Source organism: Micrococcus sp. MS-ASIII-49 (assembly GCF_000946635.1).
Classification (GTDB): Bacteria; Actinomycetota; Actinomycetes; order Actinomycetales; family Micrococcaceae; genus Micrococcus; species Micrococcus luteus.
In genome coordinates this window covers 15,479-32,950 of sequence record NZ_JXSP01000089.1, presented here as the reverse complement: position 1 = coordinate 32,950, position 17,472 = coordinate 15,479, and the positions used below count along the sequence as shown (strand labels likewise).

At 71.9% G+C, this 17,472-nt stretch carries 14 protein-coding genes; 2 read left to right on the top strand and 12 right to left on the bottom strand.

The window, feature by feature from the left end; genetic code table 11:
* Positions 1-47: 47 nt before the first annotated feature.
* The 10 genes from SJ20_RS06805 to SJ20_RS06760 all read right to left on the bottom strand — a co-directional run bounded on the left by SJ20_RS06805 (position 48) and on the right by SJ20_RS06760 (position 13,923).
* Positions 48-1,334: a citrate synthase gene (locus SJ20_RS06805; protein ID WP_073117070.1), complete on the bottom strand. Its 1,287-nt coding sequence runs from the start codon at positions 1,332-1,334 to the stop codon at positions 48-50.
* Between the two features lie 148 nt (positions 1,335-1,482).
* A complete protein-coding gene (dapC, locus tag SJ20_RS06800) occupies positions 1,483-2,634 on the bottom strand; it encodes a succinyldiaminopimelate transaminase (RefSeq protein ID WP_044659396.1) in 1,152 nt (383 codons plus the stop codon).
* A gap of 5 nt (positions 2,635-2,639) precedes the next feature.
* Positions 2,640-2,966, bottom strand: coding sequence for a ferredoxin (fdxA, locus tag SJ20_RS06795; protein WP_002855160.1), 327 nt, complete (start codon positions 2,964-2,966; stop codon positions 2,640-2,642).
* A complete protein-coding gene (locus tag SJ20_RS06790) occupies positions 2,963-3,529 on the bottom strand; it encodes a hypothetical protein (RefSeq protein WP_044659395.1) in 567 nt (188 codons plus the stop codon). Before SJ20_RS06790 ends, fdxA begins: the two co-directional genes overlap by 4 nt.
* The gene (gene typA / locus SJ20_RS06785; RefSeq protein WP_044659394.1) at positions 3,522-5,432 is read right to left on the bottom strand and encodes a translational GTPase TypA; all 1,911 of its coding nucleotides are present in this window, start codon (positions 5,430-5,432) and stop codon (positions 3,522-3,524) included. Before typA ends, SJ20_RS06790 begins: the two co-directional genes overlap by 8 nt.
* A 148-nt stretch (positions 5,433-5,580) precedes the next feature.
* Positions 5,581-7,461 (bottom strand): ABC transporter ATP-binding protein, encoded by a 1,881-nt coding sequence (locus SJ20_RS06780; protein WP_052833441.1) that lies wholly within the window; start codon positions 7,459-7,461, stop codon positions 5,581-5,583.
* The gene (locus tag SJ20_RS06775; protein ID WP_044659397.1) at positions 7,458-8,648 is read right to left on the bottom strand and encodes an ABC transporter permease; all 1,191 of its coding nucleotides are present in this window, start codon (positions 8,646-8,648) and stop codon (positions 7,458-7,460) included. Before SJ20_RS06775 ends, SJ20_RS06780 begins: the two co-directional genes overlap by 4 nt.
* A 5-nt stretch (positions 8,649-8,653) precedes the next feature.
* Positions 8,654-10,174 carry an ABC transporter permease gene (locus SJ20_RS06770; protein ID WP_044659393.1) on the bottom strand — a complete coding sequence of 507 codons (1,521 nt, stop codon included), beginning with the start codon at positions 10,172-10,174 and terminating at the stop codon, positions 8,654-8,656.
* Between the two features lie 162 nt (positions 10,175-10,336).
* Entirely contained in the window at positions 10,337-12,193 is a 1,857-nt protein-coding gene (locus SJ20_RS06765) for an ABC transporter family substrate-binding protein (RefSeq protein ID WP_044659392.1), read from the bottom strand.
* A gap of 251 nt (positions 12,194-12,444) precedes the next feature.
* Complete coding sequence (locus tag SJ20_RS06760; RefSeq protein WP_044659391.1) at positions 12,445-13,923, bottom strand: NAD(P)/FAD-dependent oxidoreductase; 1,479 nt, start codon at positions 13,921-13,923, stop codon at positions 12,445-12,447.
* Between the two features lie 65 nt (positions 13,924-13,988).
* Between SJ20_RS06760 and zupT the strand changes: the two genes are divergently transcribed.
* A complete protein-coding gene (gene zupT / locus SJ20_RS06755; RefSeq protein WP_044659390.1) occupies positions 13,989-14,777 on the top strand; it encodes a zinc transporter ZupT in 789 nt (262 codons plus the stop codon).
* A 15-nt stretch (positions 14,778-14,792) separates the two neighbouring features.
* Here the strand turns inward: zupT and SJ20_RS06750 are convergent, their stop codons facing one another.
* Together SJ20_RS06750 and tpx are read right to left on the bottom strand one after the other, a co-directional pair.
* Complete coding sequence (locus SJ20_RS06750) at positions 14,793-15,974, bottom strand: S1C family serine protease (RefSeq protein WP_044659389.1); 1,182 nt, start codon at positions 15,972-15,974, stop codon at positions 14,793-14,795.
* Positions 15,975-15,976: 2 nt separating this feature from the next.
* Complete coding sequence (gene tpx, locus SJ20_RS06745) at positions 15,977-16,477, bottom strand: thiol peroxidase (protein WP_044659388.1); 501 nt, start codon at positions 16,475-16,477, stop codon at positions 15,977-15,979.
* Positions 16,478-16,558: 81 nt separating this feature from the next.
* Here tpx and SJ20_RS06740 point away from each other — a divergent pair, with 81 nt between their 5' ends.
* Positions 16,559-17,461 carry a patatin family protein gene (locus tag SJ20_RS06740; RefSeq protein ID WP_044659387.1) on the top strand — a complete coding sequence of 301 codons (903 nt, stop codon included), beginning with the start codon at positions 16,559-16,561 and terminating at the stop codon, positions 17,459-17,461.
* Positions 17,462-17,472: the final 11 nt, after the last annotated feature.

Here is a 17,472-nt window from a genome sequence, read left to right as displayed (position 1 = left end):
GAATACCACCCGAAACCGCCCCCCAACGCAGGGTCAGCGCCCCCGGGTCAGCGCTGCGGGTACTGGCGCAGCTGCTCGCCCACGTAGATCTGGCGCGGGCGGCCGATCTTGGTGGCCGGGTCCTCCATGAGCTCGCGCCACTGGGCGATCCAGCCGGGCAGGCGGCCCAGGGCGAAGAGGACGGTGAACATCTTCTCCGGGAAGCCCATGGCCTTGTAGATCACGCCGGTGTAGAAGTCGACGTTCGGGTAGAGCTTGCGCTCCACGAAGTAGTCGTCGGCGAGGGCCTTCTCCTCGAGGCGCTGGGCGATCTCCAGCAGCTCGTCGTTGCCGCCCATCTTGCCCAGGATGTCCTCGGCGGTCTTCTTGATGATCTTGGCCCGCGGGTCGTAGTTCTTGTACACGCGGTGGCCGAAGCCCATCAGGCGGACGCCGTCCTCCTTGTTCTTCACCTTCTCCATGAAGTCCTCGGGCGTGATGCCCTCCGACTTGATCTTCCGGAGCATGTTCAGCACGGCCTCGTTGGCGCCGCCGTGCAGCGGGCCGTAGAGGGCGTTGATGCCGGCGGACACCGAGGCGAACAGGTTGGCCTGGGTGGAGCCGACCAGGCGCACCGTGGAGGTGGAGGCGTTCTGCTCGTGGTCGGCGTGCAGCATGAGCAGCAGGTCGAGGGCCTTGACCACGTCCGGGTCGATGTCGTATTCCTCGGCCGGCACGCCGAAGCACAGGCGGAGGAAGTTCTCCACGTAGTTCAGCGAGTTGTGCGGGTACATGAACGGCTGGCCCAGCGACTTCTTGAACGCGTAGGAGGCCAGCACCGGCAGCTTGCCCAGCAGACGCACGGTGGAGATGTGGACCTGCTCCGGATCGTGCGGGTCCAGGGAGTCCGGGTAGAACGTGGACAGCCCGGACACGGAGGAGGACAGCACCGGCATGGGGTGCGCGTCCCGCGGGAAGCCGTTGAAGAACAGCTTGAGGTCCTCGTGCACCATGTTGTGGCGCAGGATGTTGGTCTCCCAGGCCTCCAGGGTCTCCTTGGACTCGGGCAGCTCGCCGTAGATGAGCAGGTAGGCCACCTCCATGAAGGAGGAGTGCTCGGCGAGGTCCTCGATGGCGTAGCCGCGGTAGCGCAGGATGCCCTGGTCGCCGTCGATGAACGTGACGGCCGACTTGGCGTTCGCCGTGTTCATGAAGCCCGGGTCGTAGGTCACGTCGCCGGTCTCCTTCAGGAGCGGGGCGATGTTGATGCCGTTGTTGCCCTCTGTGGCGTGCTCGACGCCCAGGTCCAGGCTCTGCTCGCCGACGGTCAGCCGGACGGACTCGTGATGGGTCACGGGTGTGCTCCCTCGTCTTCTCTTCTCGATGGCCCGGGTTCGCGCGTCCGTGTGGGCGCGCCCACACGGGGACGACTCTGCTCCAAACTATCAAGGACCGGCCCGGGACGCGCGGTCGCTTCCCCCGACGACGGCCCCCGACCCCGGCTCAGCCGGTCCGCGGCCCGCGGGCGGTGAGTCTCGCCGCGGCCCGGGCGACCGCCTCGTCCGTGGCGGTGATCGCCACGCGGACGTAGCCGTCGCCGCCGGCACCGTAGAATACGCCGGGCCCGGCGATGATGCCCAGGTCCGCCAGTTCGCCCAGCAGGTCCCACGAGTCCTGCGCCGTGGCGTCGGCCGGGTCCAGGTCCGCCCGCCGGGTCCACAGGTACAGCCCCGCCTCGGAGTGGTCCACCGTGTGGCCGGAGGCCTCCAGCGCCGTGCGCAGCGCGTCCCGACGGCGACGGTAGCGGTCCTTCTGCTCCGCGACGTGCGCGTCGTCGGCCAGGGCCACGGCCATCGCATGCTGCACCGGGGCCGGCACGATCATGCCCGCGTGCTTGCGGGTGTTGACCAGGGTCGCCACGAGCTGCGGATCCCCCGCGGCGAACGCGGCGCGGTAGCCGGCGAGGTTGGACTGCTTGGACAGCGAGTAGACGCTCAGCAGGCCCGTCAGGTCGCCGCCGGAGACCTCGTCGGACAGGATGCAGGGCACGACGGCCCCGTCCCACGCGTCCCAGCCGAGCTCGGCGTAGCACTCGTCCCCGCACACCACGGCGCCCACGCCACGGGCGGCGTCGACCGTGCGGCGCAGCGCCGCGGCGTCCAGCACGGCACCGGTGGGGTTGGCCGGCGAGTTGGTCCACACGAGGCGCACCCGCTCACGCACCTCGGGCGCCAGCGCGTCGAGGTCGTCCGCGGCCACGGCCTCCGCCCCGGCCAGCAGCGCGCCCACCGCATAGGTGGGGTAGGCGGCCTCGGGGTGGACGACGACGTCGCCTGCACCCAGCCCGAGCAGCGTGGGCAGCCACGCGATGAACTCCTTGGACCCGACCGTGGGCACCACGGCCGCCGGGTCCAGCCCGGACACCCCGCGGCGCCGGGCGTACCAGTCGACGACCGCGCGGCGCAGGGCGTCCGTGCCGTGCGTCGTCGGGTAGCCGTGCGCGTCGGCGGCCTCGGTCAGGGCCCGGCGGATCAGCGCCGGCGTCGGATCCACGGGCGTGCCGATGGACAGGTCCGCGACACCGTCCGGGTGGGCGGCGGCACGCTCGCGGTAGGGGGTGAGCGTGTCCCACGGGTAGTCCGGCAGCGTCAGCATGGGGCTCAGGCGTCGGCGTTCTGCAGGGGCAGGGCGGAGATGATCGGGTGGTCCTTGGCGATCATGCCCAGCTTGGCGGCGCCGCCCGGGGAGCCCAGGTCGTCGAAGAACTCGACGTTGGCCTTGTAGTACTCGGCCCACTCGTCCGGGGTGTCGTCCTCGTAGTAGATGGCCTCGACGGGGCACACCGGCTCGCACGCACCGCAGTCGACGCACTCGTCCGGGTGGATGTAGAGCATGCGCTCACCCTCGTAGATGCAGTCCACGGGGCATTCGTCGATGCACGCCTTGTCCTTGACGTCCACACACGGCAACGCGATCACGTAGGTCATGGCTGACCGTCCACCTCTCTCTGGGCACGGGGTTGCGGGGCTGCGGTCCAGGGTACTCGCTCCCCCGGACGCGTTTCGCGGGCGGTCACAGTCGCCCGGCGGGGGCGCGTGGCGCCGTCGGCGGCCCCTGCGGGTCGGCGGTCCAGCCGCCGGCCCACGGCCAGCAGGACCAGGCCGAGCGCCGGCTGGCCGACGTTCCAGGCCACAGAGGCGACGACGGCGCCCGGCGCCGCCGCCCACAGGCCGGCCGTCCAGGACACCCCCAGGGCGTCGTCCACCGGCAGGCGCTGCAGGGCCAGGACGGCGGTGAACGCGCCGGCGACGACCGCGGCCCCCGCCGGCAGGGCGCGCCCGCCGCGGCCCGCGCGTCGGACCATCCACCAGCGCTGCGTCGAGCCGACGAGCACGAGCGCCAGCACCGCCCCCCAGGGCAGGGTCCAGCCGCCCGGCAGGGAGGCCAGGTTCAGATGGACGGCGGTGCCGAGCGCGCCGGCGACGACGCCGAGCAGCGCCCCGCCCACCACGTCGGCGGGCCGGGCGCGGCGGCGGGGGTGATCAGGCACGGGCGCGGGCGCGCGCGGCCTTCAGGCGCTCGTTGGCGTCCAGGACGACCTTGCGGATGCGGATGTCCTCGGGGGTGATCTCCACGCACTCGTCCTCGCGGGCGAACTCGAGGGACTCCTCGAGGGTGAGTCGGCGCGGGGGCGTCAGGCCCTCGAACGACTCGGAGGAGGCCGCACGCATGTTGGTGAGCTTCTTCTCCTTGGTGATGTTCACGTCCATGTCGTCCGCGCGGGCGTTCTCGCCCACGATCATGCCCTCGTACACCTCGGCGCCGGGCTGCACGAAGAAGGTGCCGCGCTCCTGCAGGTTGATCATGGCGAACGGCGTGGCGGAGCCCGCGCGGTCGGCCACGAGGGAGCCGTTGGTGCGGTACTCGATCTCACCGGTCCACGGCTCGTAGCCGGCCGCGTAGGAGGAGGCGATGCCCGCGCCGCGGGTCTCGGTGAGGAAGCGGGTGCGGAAGCCGATCAGGCCGCGGGCCGGGACCAGGAACTCCATGCGGATCCAGCCCGTGCCGTGGTTGGACATCTCCTGCATGCGGCCCTTGCGGGCGGCCATGAGCTGCGTGACCGCGCCCATGAACTCCTCGGGGATGTCGATGGTCATGCGCTCCATCGGCTCGTGGACCTTGCCGTCCACGGTCCGGGTGACCACCTGCGGCTTGCCCACGGTGAGCTCGAAGCCCTCGCGGCGCATCTGCTCCACGAGGATGGCCAGGGCGAGCTCGCCGCGGCCCTGCACCTCCCACGCATCCGGGCGCTCGGTGGGGAGCACCTTGAGCGAGACGTTGCCGATCAGCTCCTTGTCCAGGCGGTCCTTCACCTGGCGGGCCGTGACCTTGGCGCCCTTGACGCGGCCGGCCAGCGGGGAGGTGTTGATGCCCACGGTCATGGATATGGCCGGGTCGTCCACCGTGATCAGCGGCAGCGGCTTCGGGTTCTCCGCGTCGGTGAGGGTCTCGCCGATCATGATGTCCTCGATGCCGGCGACGGCGACGATCTCGCCCGGGCCGGCCTCCTCCGCGGGCACGCGCCCGAGGCCCTTGGTGGCCAGCAGCTCGGTGATCTTCACGGTCTTCAGGGCGCCGTCCTGGCGGGCCCACGCGACCTGCTGGCCCTTGCGAAGGGTGCCGTTGAAGATGCGCAGCAGCGCGAGGCGGCCGAGGAACGGGGAGGCGTCCAGGTTGGTGACGTGCGCCTGGAGGACCTCGCCCTCGGTGTAGGACGGGGCCGGGATGTGCTCCATGATCACGTTGAAGAGGGCCTCGAGGTCCTCGGCCTCCGGCAGGGCGCCGTCGGCGGGCTGGGTCAGGGAGGCGCGGCCGGCCTTGCCCGAGGCGTAGACGACGGGGACGTCCAGCACCGAGTCGAGGTCCAGGTCCGGGTCCTCCTCGGCCAGGTCCGAGGCCAGGCCGAGCAGCAGGTCCATGGAGTCGGAGACGACCCCGTCGATGCGCGCGTCCGGGCGGTCCGTCTTGTTGACCACGAGGATCACGGGCAGCTTGGCCGCGAGGGCCTTGCGGAGCACGAAGCGGGTCTGGGGCAGCGGGCCCTCGGAGGAGTCCACGAGCAGCACGACGCCGTCCACCATGGACAGGCCGCGCTCCACCTCGCCGCCGAAGTCGGCGTGGCCGGGGGTGTCGATCACGTTGATGGTGACGGTCTCGCCCTCGGGGGCGGACGGGCCGGAGTAGAACACCGTGGTGTTCTTGGCGAGGATCGTGATCCCCTTCTCCTTCTCCAGGTCCCCGGAGTCCATGACCCGCTCGGCGACGTCGCCGTGCGTGTTGAAGGCACCGGTCTGGCGCAGCATGGCGTCCACCATCGTGGTCTTGCCATGGTCCACGTGGGCCACGATGGCCACGTTGCGCAGATCGGAGCGGCGGGTTTCGGTCGAGGTCATGGGCGTCCTGTCCGGTTCGACATCAAAGGGGTGGAGGCACACGACGACGGCGGCCCCCGTGCGATTGTACGCGCAGGGGCCGCCGTGGACAGGCGGGCCGGTGGGCCCGGGGTCGGCGGCGGGACGCGCCCGCCGCCGACCCGCGCGGTCAGTAGACGCCCTCGCCGAGGGAGGCGAGGAACTCGCGGCGCTCCTGGCGACGCTCCGCCTGCTGGTCCGGGTCCGGCACGGGCGCCGCCGCCAGGAGGCGACGGGTGTACTCCTCCTTCGGACGGTGGAGCACCTCCTCCGTGGGGCCCTGCTCCACCTGGCGGCCGTCCTTGAGGACGAGCACCTTGTGGGCCAGCATGTCCACCACCGCGAGGTCGTGGGACACGAACAGGCACGCGAACTCGTAGCGCTGCTGCAGCTCCGCGAACATGTCCAGCACGGCGGCCTGGACGGACACGTCCAGGGCCGAGGTCGGCTCGTCCGCGATGAGCACCTGGGGGTCCAGGGTCAGGGCGCGGGCGATCGAGATGCGCTGGCGCTGACCGCCGGAGAGCTCGTGCGGGTACCGGTTCACCACGGAGCGCGGCAGACGCACCGCGTCCAGCAGCTCCTCGGCGCGGGCCAGGCGCGAGCGCCGGTCCCCCACCTTGTGCACGACCATCGGCTCGGTGATGATGTCGCCGATCGGGAACCGCGGGTCCAGCGAGGCCGCCGGGTCCTGGAAGACCACGCCGATGTTCTTGCGCAGGGCGCGCTGCTCGGCCTTGGGCATCGTCGCCAGGTCGTGGCCCTGGATGCGCAGCGAGCCCTCCGCGATGGTGAGCAGGCCGAGGACCGACTTGGCGATGGTGGACTTGCCCGAGCCGGACTCGCCCACCAGGCCCAGGATCTCGCCCGGGGCCACCTGGAAGCTGACGTCGTGGACCACGCGGTTCTTCTTGCCGCGGTGGTCGTACTCGAGGTGGAGGTTCTCCGCCTCGATCGCGTACCGGGCCTGCGTCTGCGTGGCCGTGACCGGCTCCGGCTCTGCCACCTCGAGGGGCTCGCCGAGGCGCGGCACCGCCGAGAGCAGCTTCTGGGTGTACGGGTGCCGGGCGTGCTGGAGCACCTGGTGCACCGAGCCCTGCTCCACGAGCTCGCCGTGGAGCATCACGCACACCCGGTCCGCCATGTCCGCCACCACGCCCATGTTGTGCGTGATGAGCAGGATGCCGGTGTTCATCTTGTTCTTCAGGGAGCGCAGCAGCTCCAGGATCTCGGCCTGGACCGTCACGTCGAGCGCCGTGGTGGGCTCGTCCGCGATGATCACCTTCGGCGAGCAGCTGATCGCCATCGCGATGACGATGCGCTGGCGCTGGCCGCCCGAGAACTGGTGGGGGTACTGCTTGAGCCGGGTGGCGGCGTCGGGGATGCCCACCATGGTGAGCAGCTCGACGGCGCGCTTGTCCGCCTCGGTGCCGTAGGCGATGCCGTGCAGTTCGAGGGCCTCCGTGAGCTGGTCGCCCACGGTGAGGACGGGGTTCAGGGCCGTCATGGGCTCCTGGAACACCATCGCCACCTCGTCGCCGCGGATGTCGCGCAGCTGCCCCGGGGTCATGGTGAGCACGTCGCGGCCGGCCAGCTGCACGGAGCCGGTGATGTCCGCATTGCCCGGGAGCAGGCCCATGGCGGTGGCGCTCGTGACGGACTTGCCGGAGCCGGACTCGCCCACGAGGGCGACGACCTCGCCGGGCTTGACGTCGAACGTCACGCCCTTGACCGCGTGCACCTCGCCGAACTCGGTCGCGAACTTCACGTCCACGTCGCGGAAGGCGAGCACCGGCTCGCCGCCCAGGTCGTCGTGGCGGGCCACGACGCCCATCGCGCTCGTCGCGGGGCCCGGAGGCACGCCGCCGTCGCCGGAGGAGCCGGGCACGGCGGCGCCGCGCGCCTCGAGGTCGGCCGACGACGCCGCGTGCGAGCCCTGCCCGCCGGCGGTCACGTCGTTCTCGTTCTTCTTGCCGAACATGGATCGGCCTTTCTTGTCGTTCGCGCTCATCGCTGACCGTCCTCGTCCGCGTCGGAGATCCGTGCGGATCCGCCGGCCTCCTCCGCGGGGGCCTCGATCCGGCCGGCCGTCGGGGCCGCGGCCAGACCGCCCGCCGTCGTCGCACCGGCCTCGGTGGCGGCCGCGCGGCGGCCGAAGAAGCGGGGCCTGCGGTGGGCGCCCGCGCCCTGGCGCGGGTCGAAGGCGTCGCGCAGGCCGTCGCCGAGGAAGTTCACGGACAGGGCGATCGCGAGGATGATCATGCCGGGCCACCAGAACAGCCACGGACGGGTGGTGAACGCGTTCTGATAGTCGGAGATGAGCAGGCCCAGGGACGAGTCCGGCGCCTTCACGCCGAAGCCGAGGAAGGACAGCGAGGTCTCCAGCAGCACCGCGCCCGCGATGGCGAACGTCGCGTTCACGACGATCACGCCGATCGTGTTGGGCAGCAGGTGCTTGAAGATCAGGCGGCCCGGCTTGGCGCCCATGGCGACGGCGGCCGCCACGAACTCCTTCTCGCGCAGGGACAGGACCTCGCCGCGCACGAGGCGGGCCAGGGACGTCCAGGACACGAGGCCGAGCACCACCGCGAGCGGGAGGATGCCCATCTTCATGCCGCTGGCCATCTGGCCGAGCACCGCGGCGAGCACGAGCAGCGGGATGACGATGATCAGGTCGGTCAGGCGCATCAGCACGGAGTCGACCCAGCCGCCGAAGTAGCCGGACACGGCGCCGACGACCGCGCCGATCACGGTGGAGAGCAGGCCCACGATGGCCGCGATGATCATGGACTGCTGGGTCCCGCGCATCACGAGGGCGAAGTAGTCCTTGCCCGTGGTGTCCTGGCCGAAGGGATGCTCGCCCCAGCGGATGCCCTCGCCCCCGAAGGCCTGCGGCACGACCGAGAGCGTCGGGCGACCGCCGTTCACCACGGACGCCGCGGCCGTGTAGGACTTGTCCCACCAGCCGGGGATGCCGGCGAAGCCGATGGAGGAGAACGCCATCAGCGTGATGAAGACCAGCACGATCAGGGAGATCATCGCCGCCTTGTGGCGGAAGAACCGCTTGCGGACCAGGGCACCCTGGGAGTAGGACTTCCCGGCCTTGGCGCGGAGCTTGGCGTCCTCCGCCTCCGCGAGGTCGAAGATCTGCTTCTCGTCGAGCTGCGCGCCCGTCGTCGAGGAGTTGTTGGTGGTCATCTGGCTCACACTCGAATCCGGGGGTCGAGGACGGCGTAGAGCACGTCCGCCACGAGGTTCATCAGCACGGCGGCGGTGCCCGTCACGAGGAAGAACGCCATCACGGGCATGGGGTCCACGTCGCGCAGGCCGGTGGCGAACAGCTCGCCCATCCCCTTCCAGCCGAACACCTGCTCCGTGATCACGGCGCCGCCGATCAGGCCGGCGAAGTCGAAGGCCATGATCGTGGTGATGGGGATCAGGGAGTTGCGGAACGCATGCTTCAGGATCACCTGGCGCTCCGGCAGGCCCTTGGCGCGCGCGGTGCGGATGTAGTCCTGGCGCGAGACCTCGAGCATGGAGGAGCGCGTATACCGCGAGTACGTGGCCACCGAGATGATGGTCAGCAGGATGGTGGGCAGCAGCAGCTGCGCACCGCGGTCCAGGAACACCACCCAGAAGTGGGCGTCCAGGTTCGGGGTGCCCGAGCCGATCGTGGAGATCGGGCGCGGCTTGACCTTCAGGAAGGTCGGCCAGTAGTTCATCAGGTGCTCCGCCACGATCGCCACGCCCATGATCAGGGCGGTCACCAGCGAGGCGGACACGGCCGAGCCCTTGGAGAAGCCGCCGAGCAGGCGGCCCACCAGGATGGCCACCAGCACGAGGATGACGCCGAGGCCGGCCAGCAGCAGCGCGGACGGCGTCCGCCACAGCAGGCTGTAGGTGGCGTAGTAGGAGACGAGGCCGATCGCGGCCGTGACCAGGGCGGCCTTGAGGACCGATCGGTTGCGCAGACCGGAGATCACCGCGGTGGCGCCGACGGCGGCGGCCAGGCCGATGACCAGCTGCACGACCGGGCCCATCTGCGGATGCCGCCAGAAGTCGACGGCGAACAGCACCCAGCCGGCGAGCAGGATGAACGCGGCGGTGGCGCCGAACGTGAAGGCGCGCCGCTTGAGGTCGCCCGCCATGACGGCCTGCAGGACCAGGCCCGCGAGGACGGCGACCCCGATGAGGAGGGGCCAGTTCAGCTCGGGGCTGCGGATCCAGTCGTTGAACCGGATCCCCATGTACTCCTTCAGGAGCACGGCCGCCCAGAACACGGGCAGCGAGAAGAAGAGGAAGATCAGGAACGTGACCACGTAGTCGAGGCCGGAGTACTGGCGGATCGCGGTGACGATGCCGATCGCGATGCCGATGATGATCGCCAGGACGGTCGCGAGCACCACGAGGCGCAGCGTGGAGGCCGCGGCGTTGCTCAGCAGGTCACCGACGGACTGACCGTTCCGGCTGAGGCCGAGGTCGCACTGACCGGTGACGCAGCCGCCGATGCCCTGGAGCCAGTCCCAGTACCGGGCGTACCAGGGCTGGTCCAGCCCCATGAATTCGGTGCGGGCGGCGATGAGGGTCTCGCGGTTGGGGTTCTGTGACTCTCGCAGGTCCTGGAGGGGGTCACCCGAGTGGGCCACGAGGAAGAAGAGCAGGATCGACGCGCCGAACAGCACCAGGAGGGAGCTGCCGAGGCGCTTGAGGATGAATTTCAGCACAACAGGGGGTGACCTTCCGTGCGAGTGCAAGGGAAAGGGAGGGGTGCGGGTTCGCCGCGGTTCACGGCCAGAGCCCGGCCGGTGCCCGGCCGGGCTCTGTCCTCGATCCCGACGCCGGCGGTCCGCGGGAGGCGGACCGCCGGGTCAGAGGTCAGCGGGGCGTCACTCCTGGACGCGGACCCACTGCTCCACGTTCCACAGCGCACCCGACTGGGCGGCGGTGTCGCGCACGTTGGCGACGTCGGCCTTGTGGCCGACCAGACCCGGGTGAGCGTACAGCGGGATGGCCTGGAAGTCCTCCCAGAGCAGCTTCTCGATGGTCTTGACCTGCTCGAGCTGCTCGTTCTCGTCCAGCGAGGTGGCGAGCTTGTCCCAGGCCGCGTCCACCTCGGGGTTGTTGTAGCTCTGCTGGTTCTGAGCGCCGTCCGACTGGTAGATGTTCGCGCCGGAGGCCTTCTGGCCCGAGCCGGCCCAGGCGTAGAGGGCGGCGTCGTAGTCACCGGCCGGCATGACCTCCTTGAAGAACACCGGCGAGTTGGCGTCCTGCACGTCGAAGCCGGCCTGGTCGCAGGAGCTCTTGATGAGCGCGACGGTCTCGGTGCGACGCTGGTTGCCCGCCTGGTAGCCGAGGCGGACCGTGGGCGTGGAGACGCCCGACTTCTCGACGAGCTCCTTCGCCTTCTCGATGTTCGGCTCGTCCATCTCCTTCGGGTAGGCCTCGTCCACGACCTCCTGGTACTTGTCCTGGAAGGGGAAGACCTCGCGCAGGTTCATGACCTGGGCGTCCGCATAGATCGGCTTGATCAGGTTGTCCACGATCTGCTGGCGGGGCAGGCAGAGGGCGAAGGCCTCGCGCAGCTCCGGGGAGTCCGCGAAGACGGAGCCCTCGCCGCGGTTGTAGTCCACGTGCTCCCAGGTCAGCTGGTCACCGGTCTGGACGTTGACGTCCTCGCCGAGGCCCTCGAGCTGCTGGAGGGTGTCCACGGTGGCCTGCGGCTCGATGACGTCGAGGTCGCCGTTCTGCAGGGCCTGCACGTGGGTCTTCGGGTCGGCGAAGCGGAGGACGAGCTCCTTGGTGGCCGGCGGGGTGCCCCAGTACTCAGGGTTGGCCTCGAGAGTGATGGACTGGCCGGCCTGCCAGCCGCCGTCCTTGAACTTGTAGGGGCCCATGGAGGGCACCAGCGAGGCGTCCGGCAGCTCGCCGGGGCTGAAGTCCCAGCCGTCGTTCCAGAACTCGGCCGCCGGGGTGAGCGCCTCGACGTCCTTCTCCTTCGCAGCGGTGACGAGCTCCTCGAAGCTCATGCCCGCCTCCTTGGCGACGATGTGCGCCGGCAGCGCGGTGCTGATGAGGATCTCCCAGTCCGCGTAGGGCTCCGGGTAGGTGACGGTGAACTCCTTGCCGTCGGCCTCGCCCTCGGGCGCCTCCGGGATGTACTTGCCCTGCTCGAAGGAGATCGAGTCGAACAGCGGGGTCTCGGAACCCTCGGCCTTGACCGTGTCGTTGTTCGCGGCCCAGTGCACGATGAAGTCGCCGGCGGTGACGGGGGTGCCGTCGGACCACTTGGCGTCGTCGCTGATGGTGTACTTCACGGTCAGCGGGTCGTCCGAGGTCTTCTCGTACGTGCCGAAGTCCTCGTTCGGGATGATCGAGCCGTCGGTGCCGAAGTACCAGAAGGACGAGAACATGCGGTCCGCGACGGCCGAGTTGTACGTGGTGTACGTGTTCGACTGCAGGCCGTTGTAGGACAGGAAGTCGTCGGCGCCCACCGAGTAGGCGATGGAGCCGTCCTGGGTCTTGACGTCGCCCAGGTCGGCCATCTCCGGCCCGGAGGCCTCGGCGGTGAGCTTCTGGCCCTTGTCCCCTTCGATGACGTTGCCGGCGCCCGAGTCGCCGCCCTGGCTGGCGCCGGAGCCGTTGCTGGATTCGCCTGCGTTGCCGCCGCCCGGGGCGCACGCGGAGAGGATGAGGGCCGAGCCGGCGGCCAGGGCCGCGGCAGCGGAGAGCTTCGTGTACTTCATGGAAGGTGCTTCCGTTCATGAGAGGTGCAAGGACGTCGCGCGCCCGCATCCCTGTGGGGATCCGATGGTGCGAGACGACCCCCGGGCCGTTCCGCCGAGACGGGACGTTCCGTGAGATGAACCACACTGTAGCGGGCACATTCCGATTCGCGAAAGTCCGGATCCGGATCAGTCTCAGCCGTGGCGCACAGCGGTCGCCGACACCCCGGCAGACCCCGGCACGGCGCCGCTCCGCCCGGGCGGCGGCGCGGTCAGCGACGACGGTCCGCCAACAGAGTCCGCACGGCCCACGCCCCGCCCATGCCATGGACGCCGGCGCCCGGCGGGGTGGAGGCGGAGGCCAGATACAGCCCGGCCCGGCCCGCCCGGTGCGGCCGGGGCGACGCAGTGGGGCGCAGGAGCGCGCGCGCTCCCGCGAGCGATCCCCCCGCGATGTCGCCGCCCACGAGGTTCGGGTTCCACACCTCCAGGTCGGCCGGGCGCATCGCGACCGCGGCCTGGATCCGGTCCCGGAAGCCGGGTGCGTGCCGCTCCACCTCCGCCTCGATCAGCGGACGGACGTCGCCGGGGTGGCCGTGGGGCACATGGGCGTAGGACCAGACGACCGTGTGCCCCCGGGCGGGCCCGGTGGCCCGTGTGGGGTCCGCCGCCTGCTGCTGACAGAGCATGACGAAGGGCCGCGCCGGCATCCGGCCGGCCGCGACGTCGTCCTCGGCCCGCCGGATCTCGGCGGCGGTCCCGCCCAGATGCACCGTCCCCGCGCCCGCGAGCCGGGCGTCGCGCCACGGGATCGGCCCGTCGAGCAGGAAGTCGACCTTGGACACGGACGGCCCGGGGCGCCACCGGCGCAGGGCCGCGGCGTAGCGCGGCGGCAGGCCCGTGCCGGCGACGCGCAGCACCTGGCGCGGGGTCAGGTCCAGCACGACGGCGTCCGCGGCGGGCAGCGCGCGCAGGTCCGTGACCTCGTGGCCCAGGTGCAGCCGCCCGCCGTGCGCCCGCAGCACCGCCACGAGCGACTCGACGATCGCCCCCGACCCGCCGCGCGCCACCGGCCAGCCCGAGCTCATCCCGAGCGCGCCGAAGAGCGCACCGAACGCCGCCGTCAGGGGCCGGCTCGAGGGCAGGATCGCGTGGGCCGCCGAGCCCGTGAACAGGGCGCAAGCGGCCGCCGTGCGGAACATCGCCCGGCCCAGCAGATCGGCCGGCCACGGGGCGCGCAGGCCGAAGCGGGCCATCGCCACCGGATGGGGCGGGGGTCGCAACACCGGGCCGAGCGCGCCCGCCAGGATCTCGTCGACGTGGTCGACCAGGGCCCCGTGCACGGCCCGCCAGGCCCGCGCGTCGACGCCGAGACCCACGGCGGTGGCCTCGAGGTCCCGGTGCAGGAGGGCGGCCGGCCCGTCCGGCAGCGGATGTCCCATCGGCACGGCCGGGTGCAGCCAGGCGAGCCCGTGGTCCGTCAGCCCCAGCTCCCGGAACACGGGGCTGGCGACGCCGAACGGATGGCCCGCCGCCCCGAGGTCCACCACGGTCCCCTCCCCCAGCACCGGCGCGGACGCGCACGCGCCGCCGGGCACCGGGGCCCGCTCGAACACGTCCACCTCCCAGCCCTCGCGGGCCAGCAGGGCGGCGGCGGTCAGGCCGTTGGGTCCGGCGCCCACGACGACGGCGCGGCCCGGCTCGACGCCCCGGGGCAGGGCGAATCCGGGGCCGGTGGCGGTTTCGGTCATGGTCTCCTCCTGTAGTCCCTAGGATGGTCGCACCCCGCCCGCCGCCCGTCAGGAGGCCCTCCCCCGTGGACCCGTTCTGGACCGCGCTCGCTCTCACGACGTTCGCCGGGCTGGCCACGGTGCTGGGCGGCGTCCTGGCGATCGTCGGACGCGCGCCCTCGGGCCGCGGGCTGGGGGCCGCCCTCGGCCTCGCCGCGGGCGTCATGCTCGCGGTCTCCTTCCTGGAGATGCTGCCGGCCGCCGTCGAGGGGCTGGGCGGGGCGGTCGGCCCCGCGGCGACCGCCGTCGCGGTGGCCGCCCTGATCCTCGGCGCAGGCTCCTACGTGCTGCTCGAGCGCGCCGTCCCCGACCCCGTCTCGGAGATGCCGGGCGACGTCGACGACCCGGCCGGCCTGGACCGGCGGCGGATGCTACGCCTGGGCACGGTGACGGCCCTGGCGATCGGCCTGCACAATCTGCCGGAGGGCTTCGTCACCTTCGCCGGCACCCTGCAGGATCCGTCGGTGGGCCTCGCGCTGGCCGTCGCGATGGCCGTGCACAACGTTCCCGAGGGCGTGGCCGTAGCCGTGCCCGTGCGGCAGGCCACCGGATCGCGGCGCAAGGCCTTCGCGTGGGCCGCGTTCACGGGGATCGCGGAGCCGCTGGGCGCGCTGATCGGCTGGCTGCTGCTGGCCCCGTTCCTCACACCCGCGCTCCTGGCCGCCGTCTTCGCGGCCGTGGCGGGCGTGATGGTGACCGTGAGCCTCGACGCGCTGCTGCCCGCCGCCCGGGCGGCCGGGGGCCGCGCCGCGGCGCTGGGCGGCGTGCTGCTGGGCGTGGCCGCGATGGCCCTCTCACTGGACCTGCTCTCCTGAGCGCCGGGGGGCCGGTCAGTTCACGAGGGCCGGCTGCAGGACCGCCTCGGCCTCGCGCACCTCGCCGTCGGCGGTGCGCCACTGGACGGTGATCCGGTCCCCCACGTTGTGGTCGTTGACCAGGCGGGACATCCGGGAGGCGTCGTCGCCGACGGTCCGCCCCTCGATCTCGAGGATGACATCGCCCTCGACCAGGCCGATCTGCTCGGCGGCGGAGCCCGCGTCCACCTGCATGACCACGACGCCGACGTCGGGATCCGCGCCGACCATGATGCCCAGGGCGCCGTCCGCACCGATGCTCACGGTGTCCGTCTCCTCGCCCGAGAGGACCTGGTCCGCCACGTCGAAGGCCACCTCCAGCGGGATCGCGAAGCCGTCCACCTCGTCTGCGGTGGTCCCGTCGCTGGCTGCCACGGTCACGCCGACCACCTGGCCGGCGTCGTCCACCACCGGGCCGCCGGAGTAGCCGGGCACGACGTCCGCGTCCGTCTGGATCAGGCCGGACAGGCGCGCGTACTGATCGGTGCCCTCGGCCGCGGCCATGATCGAGCGGTCCGTGCCGAGCACGGTGCCGCGCACGGCCGTCAGATAACCCTGGCCTCCGCCGTTGCCGACGGCGGCCACCTGGTCCCCGCGCCGCACCGGGTCCAGCGAGACGCTGGCCACCGGCAGGTCTGAGACGCCCTCGACGTCGAGCACCGCGATGTCGTGCTCGGCATCGCGCCCGAGCACCGTGGCCGTGTGCCGCGCGCCGGTGTCCGCGACCACCACGTGCACCTCCGAGGAGTCCTCGACCACGTGGTAGTTGGTCACCGCCAGCCCGTCCGGGGAGAGCACCATGCCGGTCCCCGTGCCGGTGCGGGCGCCGAGGGCGGTCTCCACGAGGAGGATGCCCGGGGCGTCCGCGACCGGCTGGCCCGGGTCCAGGGACGAGCCGTCGTGGGCCGATGCGGACCAGTCCACCGTCACGCCGTCGTGGACGTGGGTCAGGCCCGCCGCGAGCTCGCCCGCCTCCCGTGCCGGGGCCTCGGCGGCGGGCACGGTCGGGGCGGAGTCCGCGGCGACGTCGACCATCCGGCCGGCGAGGAGCGCGGTGAGGCCCCCCGCCAGGACCAGCGCCCCGAGCACGCCGAACAGCGCGATGACGAACGCCAGGGGCGAGCGTCGTGCGCGCGGCGGCCAGCCCGGCGGCGTCACGCTCAGCCCCGGGCGGCCGCCAGGGCGGCCTCGTAGTCCGGCTCCTCGGAGATCTCGGGGACGAGCTGGGCATGACGGACCACGCCGTCGGCATCGACCACGACGACGGCGCGGGCCAGCAGGCCCTCGAGCGGACCGTCGGTCATGCGCACGCCGTAGTCGCCGCCGAACGACGAGCGGAACACAGAGCCGCTGCGGACGTGGTCGATGCCCTCGACCGAGCAGAAGCGCGCGGCGGCGAACGGCAGGTCCGCGGACACGGCCACGACGGTGGTGTCCCCGAGGTCCGCGACGCGGGAGTCGAACTCGCGGACGGAGGCGGCGCACACGCCGGTGTCCAGGGACGGGAAGATGTTCAGGATCACGCGGCGGCCGCGCAGCTCCCGCAGGGTCACCGGGGACAGGTCCGCCCCGGTGAGGGTGAAGTCGGGGGCGGGGGAACCCACCTGGGGCAGCTCACCGACGGTGTGGACGGGGGTGCTCTTCATGTGGGTCGTCGCCATGGGGACAGCCTAGGATGGGCGCGGCCGGACGGGAGCACTCCCCGCCCGGCTCGGCGGACGGCGAACACGGAGGGACCGACCATGACCGAGCCCATGACGTCCAACGTCACCGACACGGCCCTGCTGTTCGAGGGCGGGGGCATGCGCGCCGCGCTCACCTCGGCCGTGGTGGCGGAACTGCTGCGCGAGCGGATCCACGTGGACTTCGTGGCCGGCATCTCGGCGGGCTCGTCCAACGCCGTGAACTACCTGTCCCGCGACCCGGCCCGTGCGCGGCGCTCGTTCGTGGACTTCGCCGACGATCCTCGGTTCGGCAACTGGCTGAGCTTCGTGCGCGGCAAGGGCCTGTTCAACGCCGAGTACATCTACGAGCACGCCGGCCTGCCCGAGGCGGACCTGACCTACGACTTCGCCACGTTCCGCGCGAACCCCGCCCGGCTCGTGCTGGGCGGGTTCGACGCCGCGAGCGGCGAGACCCGCTGGTGGGACCGCTCCGACATGACCACCCTGACCGACCTGATGGTCCGCGTCCGCGCGTCGTCCACGATGCCGGTCCTCATGCCCCCCGTGCACGCCGAGGGCACCGTGTTCGTGGACGGCGCCCTCGGCGTGGACGGCGGGATCCCGCTGACCGCGGCGGAGGACGCGGGGTTCGAGAAGGTCCTCGTGGTCCTGACCCGGGAGCGCGGGTACGTGAAGCGGCCCGAGCGGTTCCCCTCGTTCTATCAGCGCACCTTCCGGCGCTACCCCGCCGTCGCGGACGCGCTGCTCACGCGCTGGCGCCGGTACAACGCCACCCGCGAGCGCCTGTTCGAGATGGAGCGGCAGGGACGGGCCTATCTGTTCGTGCCCGAGACCATGCCCATCGCCAACGGCGAGCGGTCCGTGGCCAAGCTGGCCGCCGCCCACGAGCTCGGCCTGGACCAGGTGCGCCGCGAGATGCCCGCGATCCGCGCGTTCCTGGGGCTGCCGGCGTCCCGCTGAGCCGCGCCTGC

Excerpts from the sequence above, each read along its gene's own strand:
- typA (WP_044659394.1), bottom strand. The coding sequence starts at position 5,432 with ATGACCTCGACCGAAACCCGCCGCTCCGATCTGCGCAACGTGGCCATC.
- SJ20_RS06760 (WP_044659391.1), bottom strand. The coding sequence starts at position 13,923 with ATGACCGAAACCGCCACCGGCCCCGGATTCGCCCTGCCCCGGGGCGTC.
- SJ20_RS06740 (WP_044659387.1), top strand. The coding sequence starts at position 16,559 with ATGACCGAGCCCATGACGTCCAACGTCACCGACACGGCCCTGCTGTTC.
- fdxA (WP_002855160.1), bottom strand. The coding sequence starts at position 2,966 with ATGACCTACGTGATCGCGTTGCCGTGTGTGGACGTCAAGGACAAGGCG.
- SJ20_RS06780 (WP_052833441.1), bottom strand. The coding sequence starts at position 7,461 with ATGAGCGCGAACGACAAGAAAGGCCGATCCATGTTCGGCAAGAAGAAC.
- dapC (WP_044659396.1), bottom strand. The coding sequence starts at position 2,634 with ATGCTGACGCTGCCGGACTACCCGTGGGACACGCTCACCCCCTACCGC.
- SJ20_RS06765 (WP_044659392.1), bottom strand. The coding sequence starts at position 12,193 with ATGAAGTACACGAAGCTCTCCGCTGCCGCGGCCCTGGCCGCCGGCTCG.
- SJ20_RS06775 (WP_044659397.1), bottom strand. The coding sequence starts at position 8,648 with ATGACCACCAACAACTCCTCGACGACGGGCGCGCAGCTCGACGAGAAG.
- tpx (WP_044659388.1), bottom strand. The coding sequence starts at position 16,477 with ATGGCGACGACCCACATGAAGAGCACCCCCGTCCACACCGTCGGTGAG.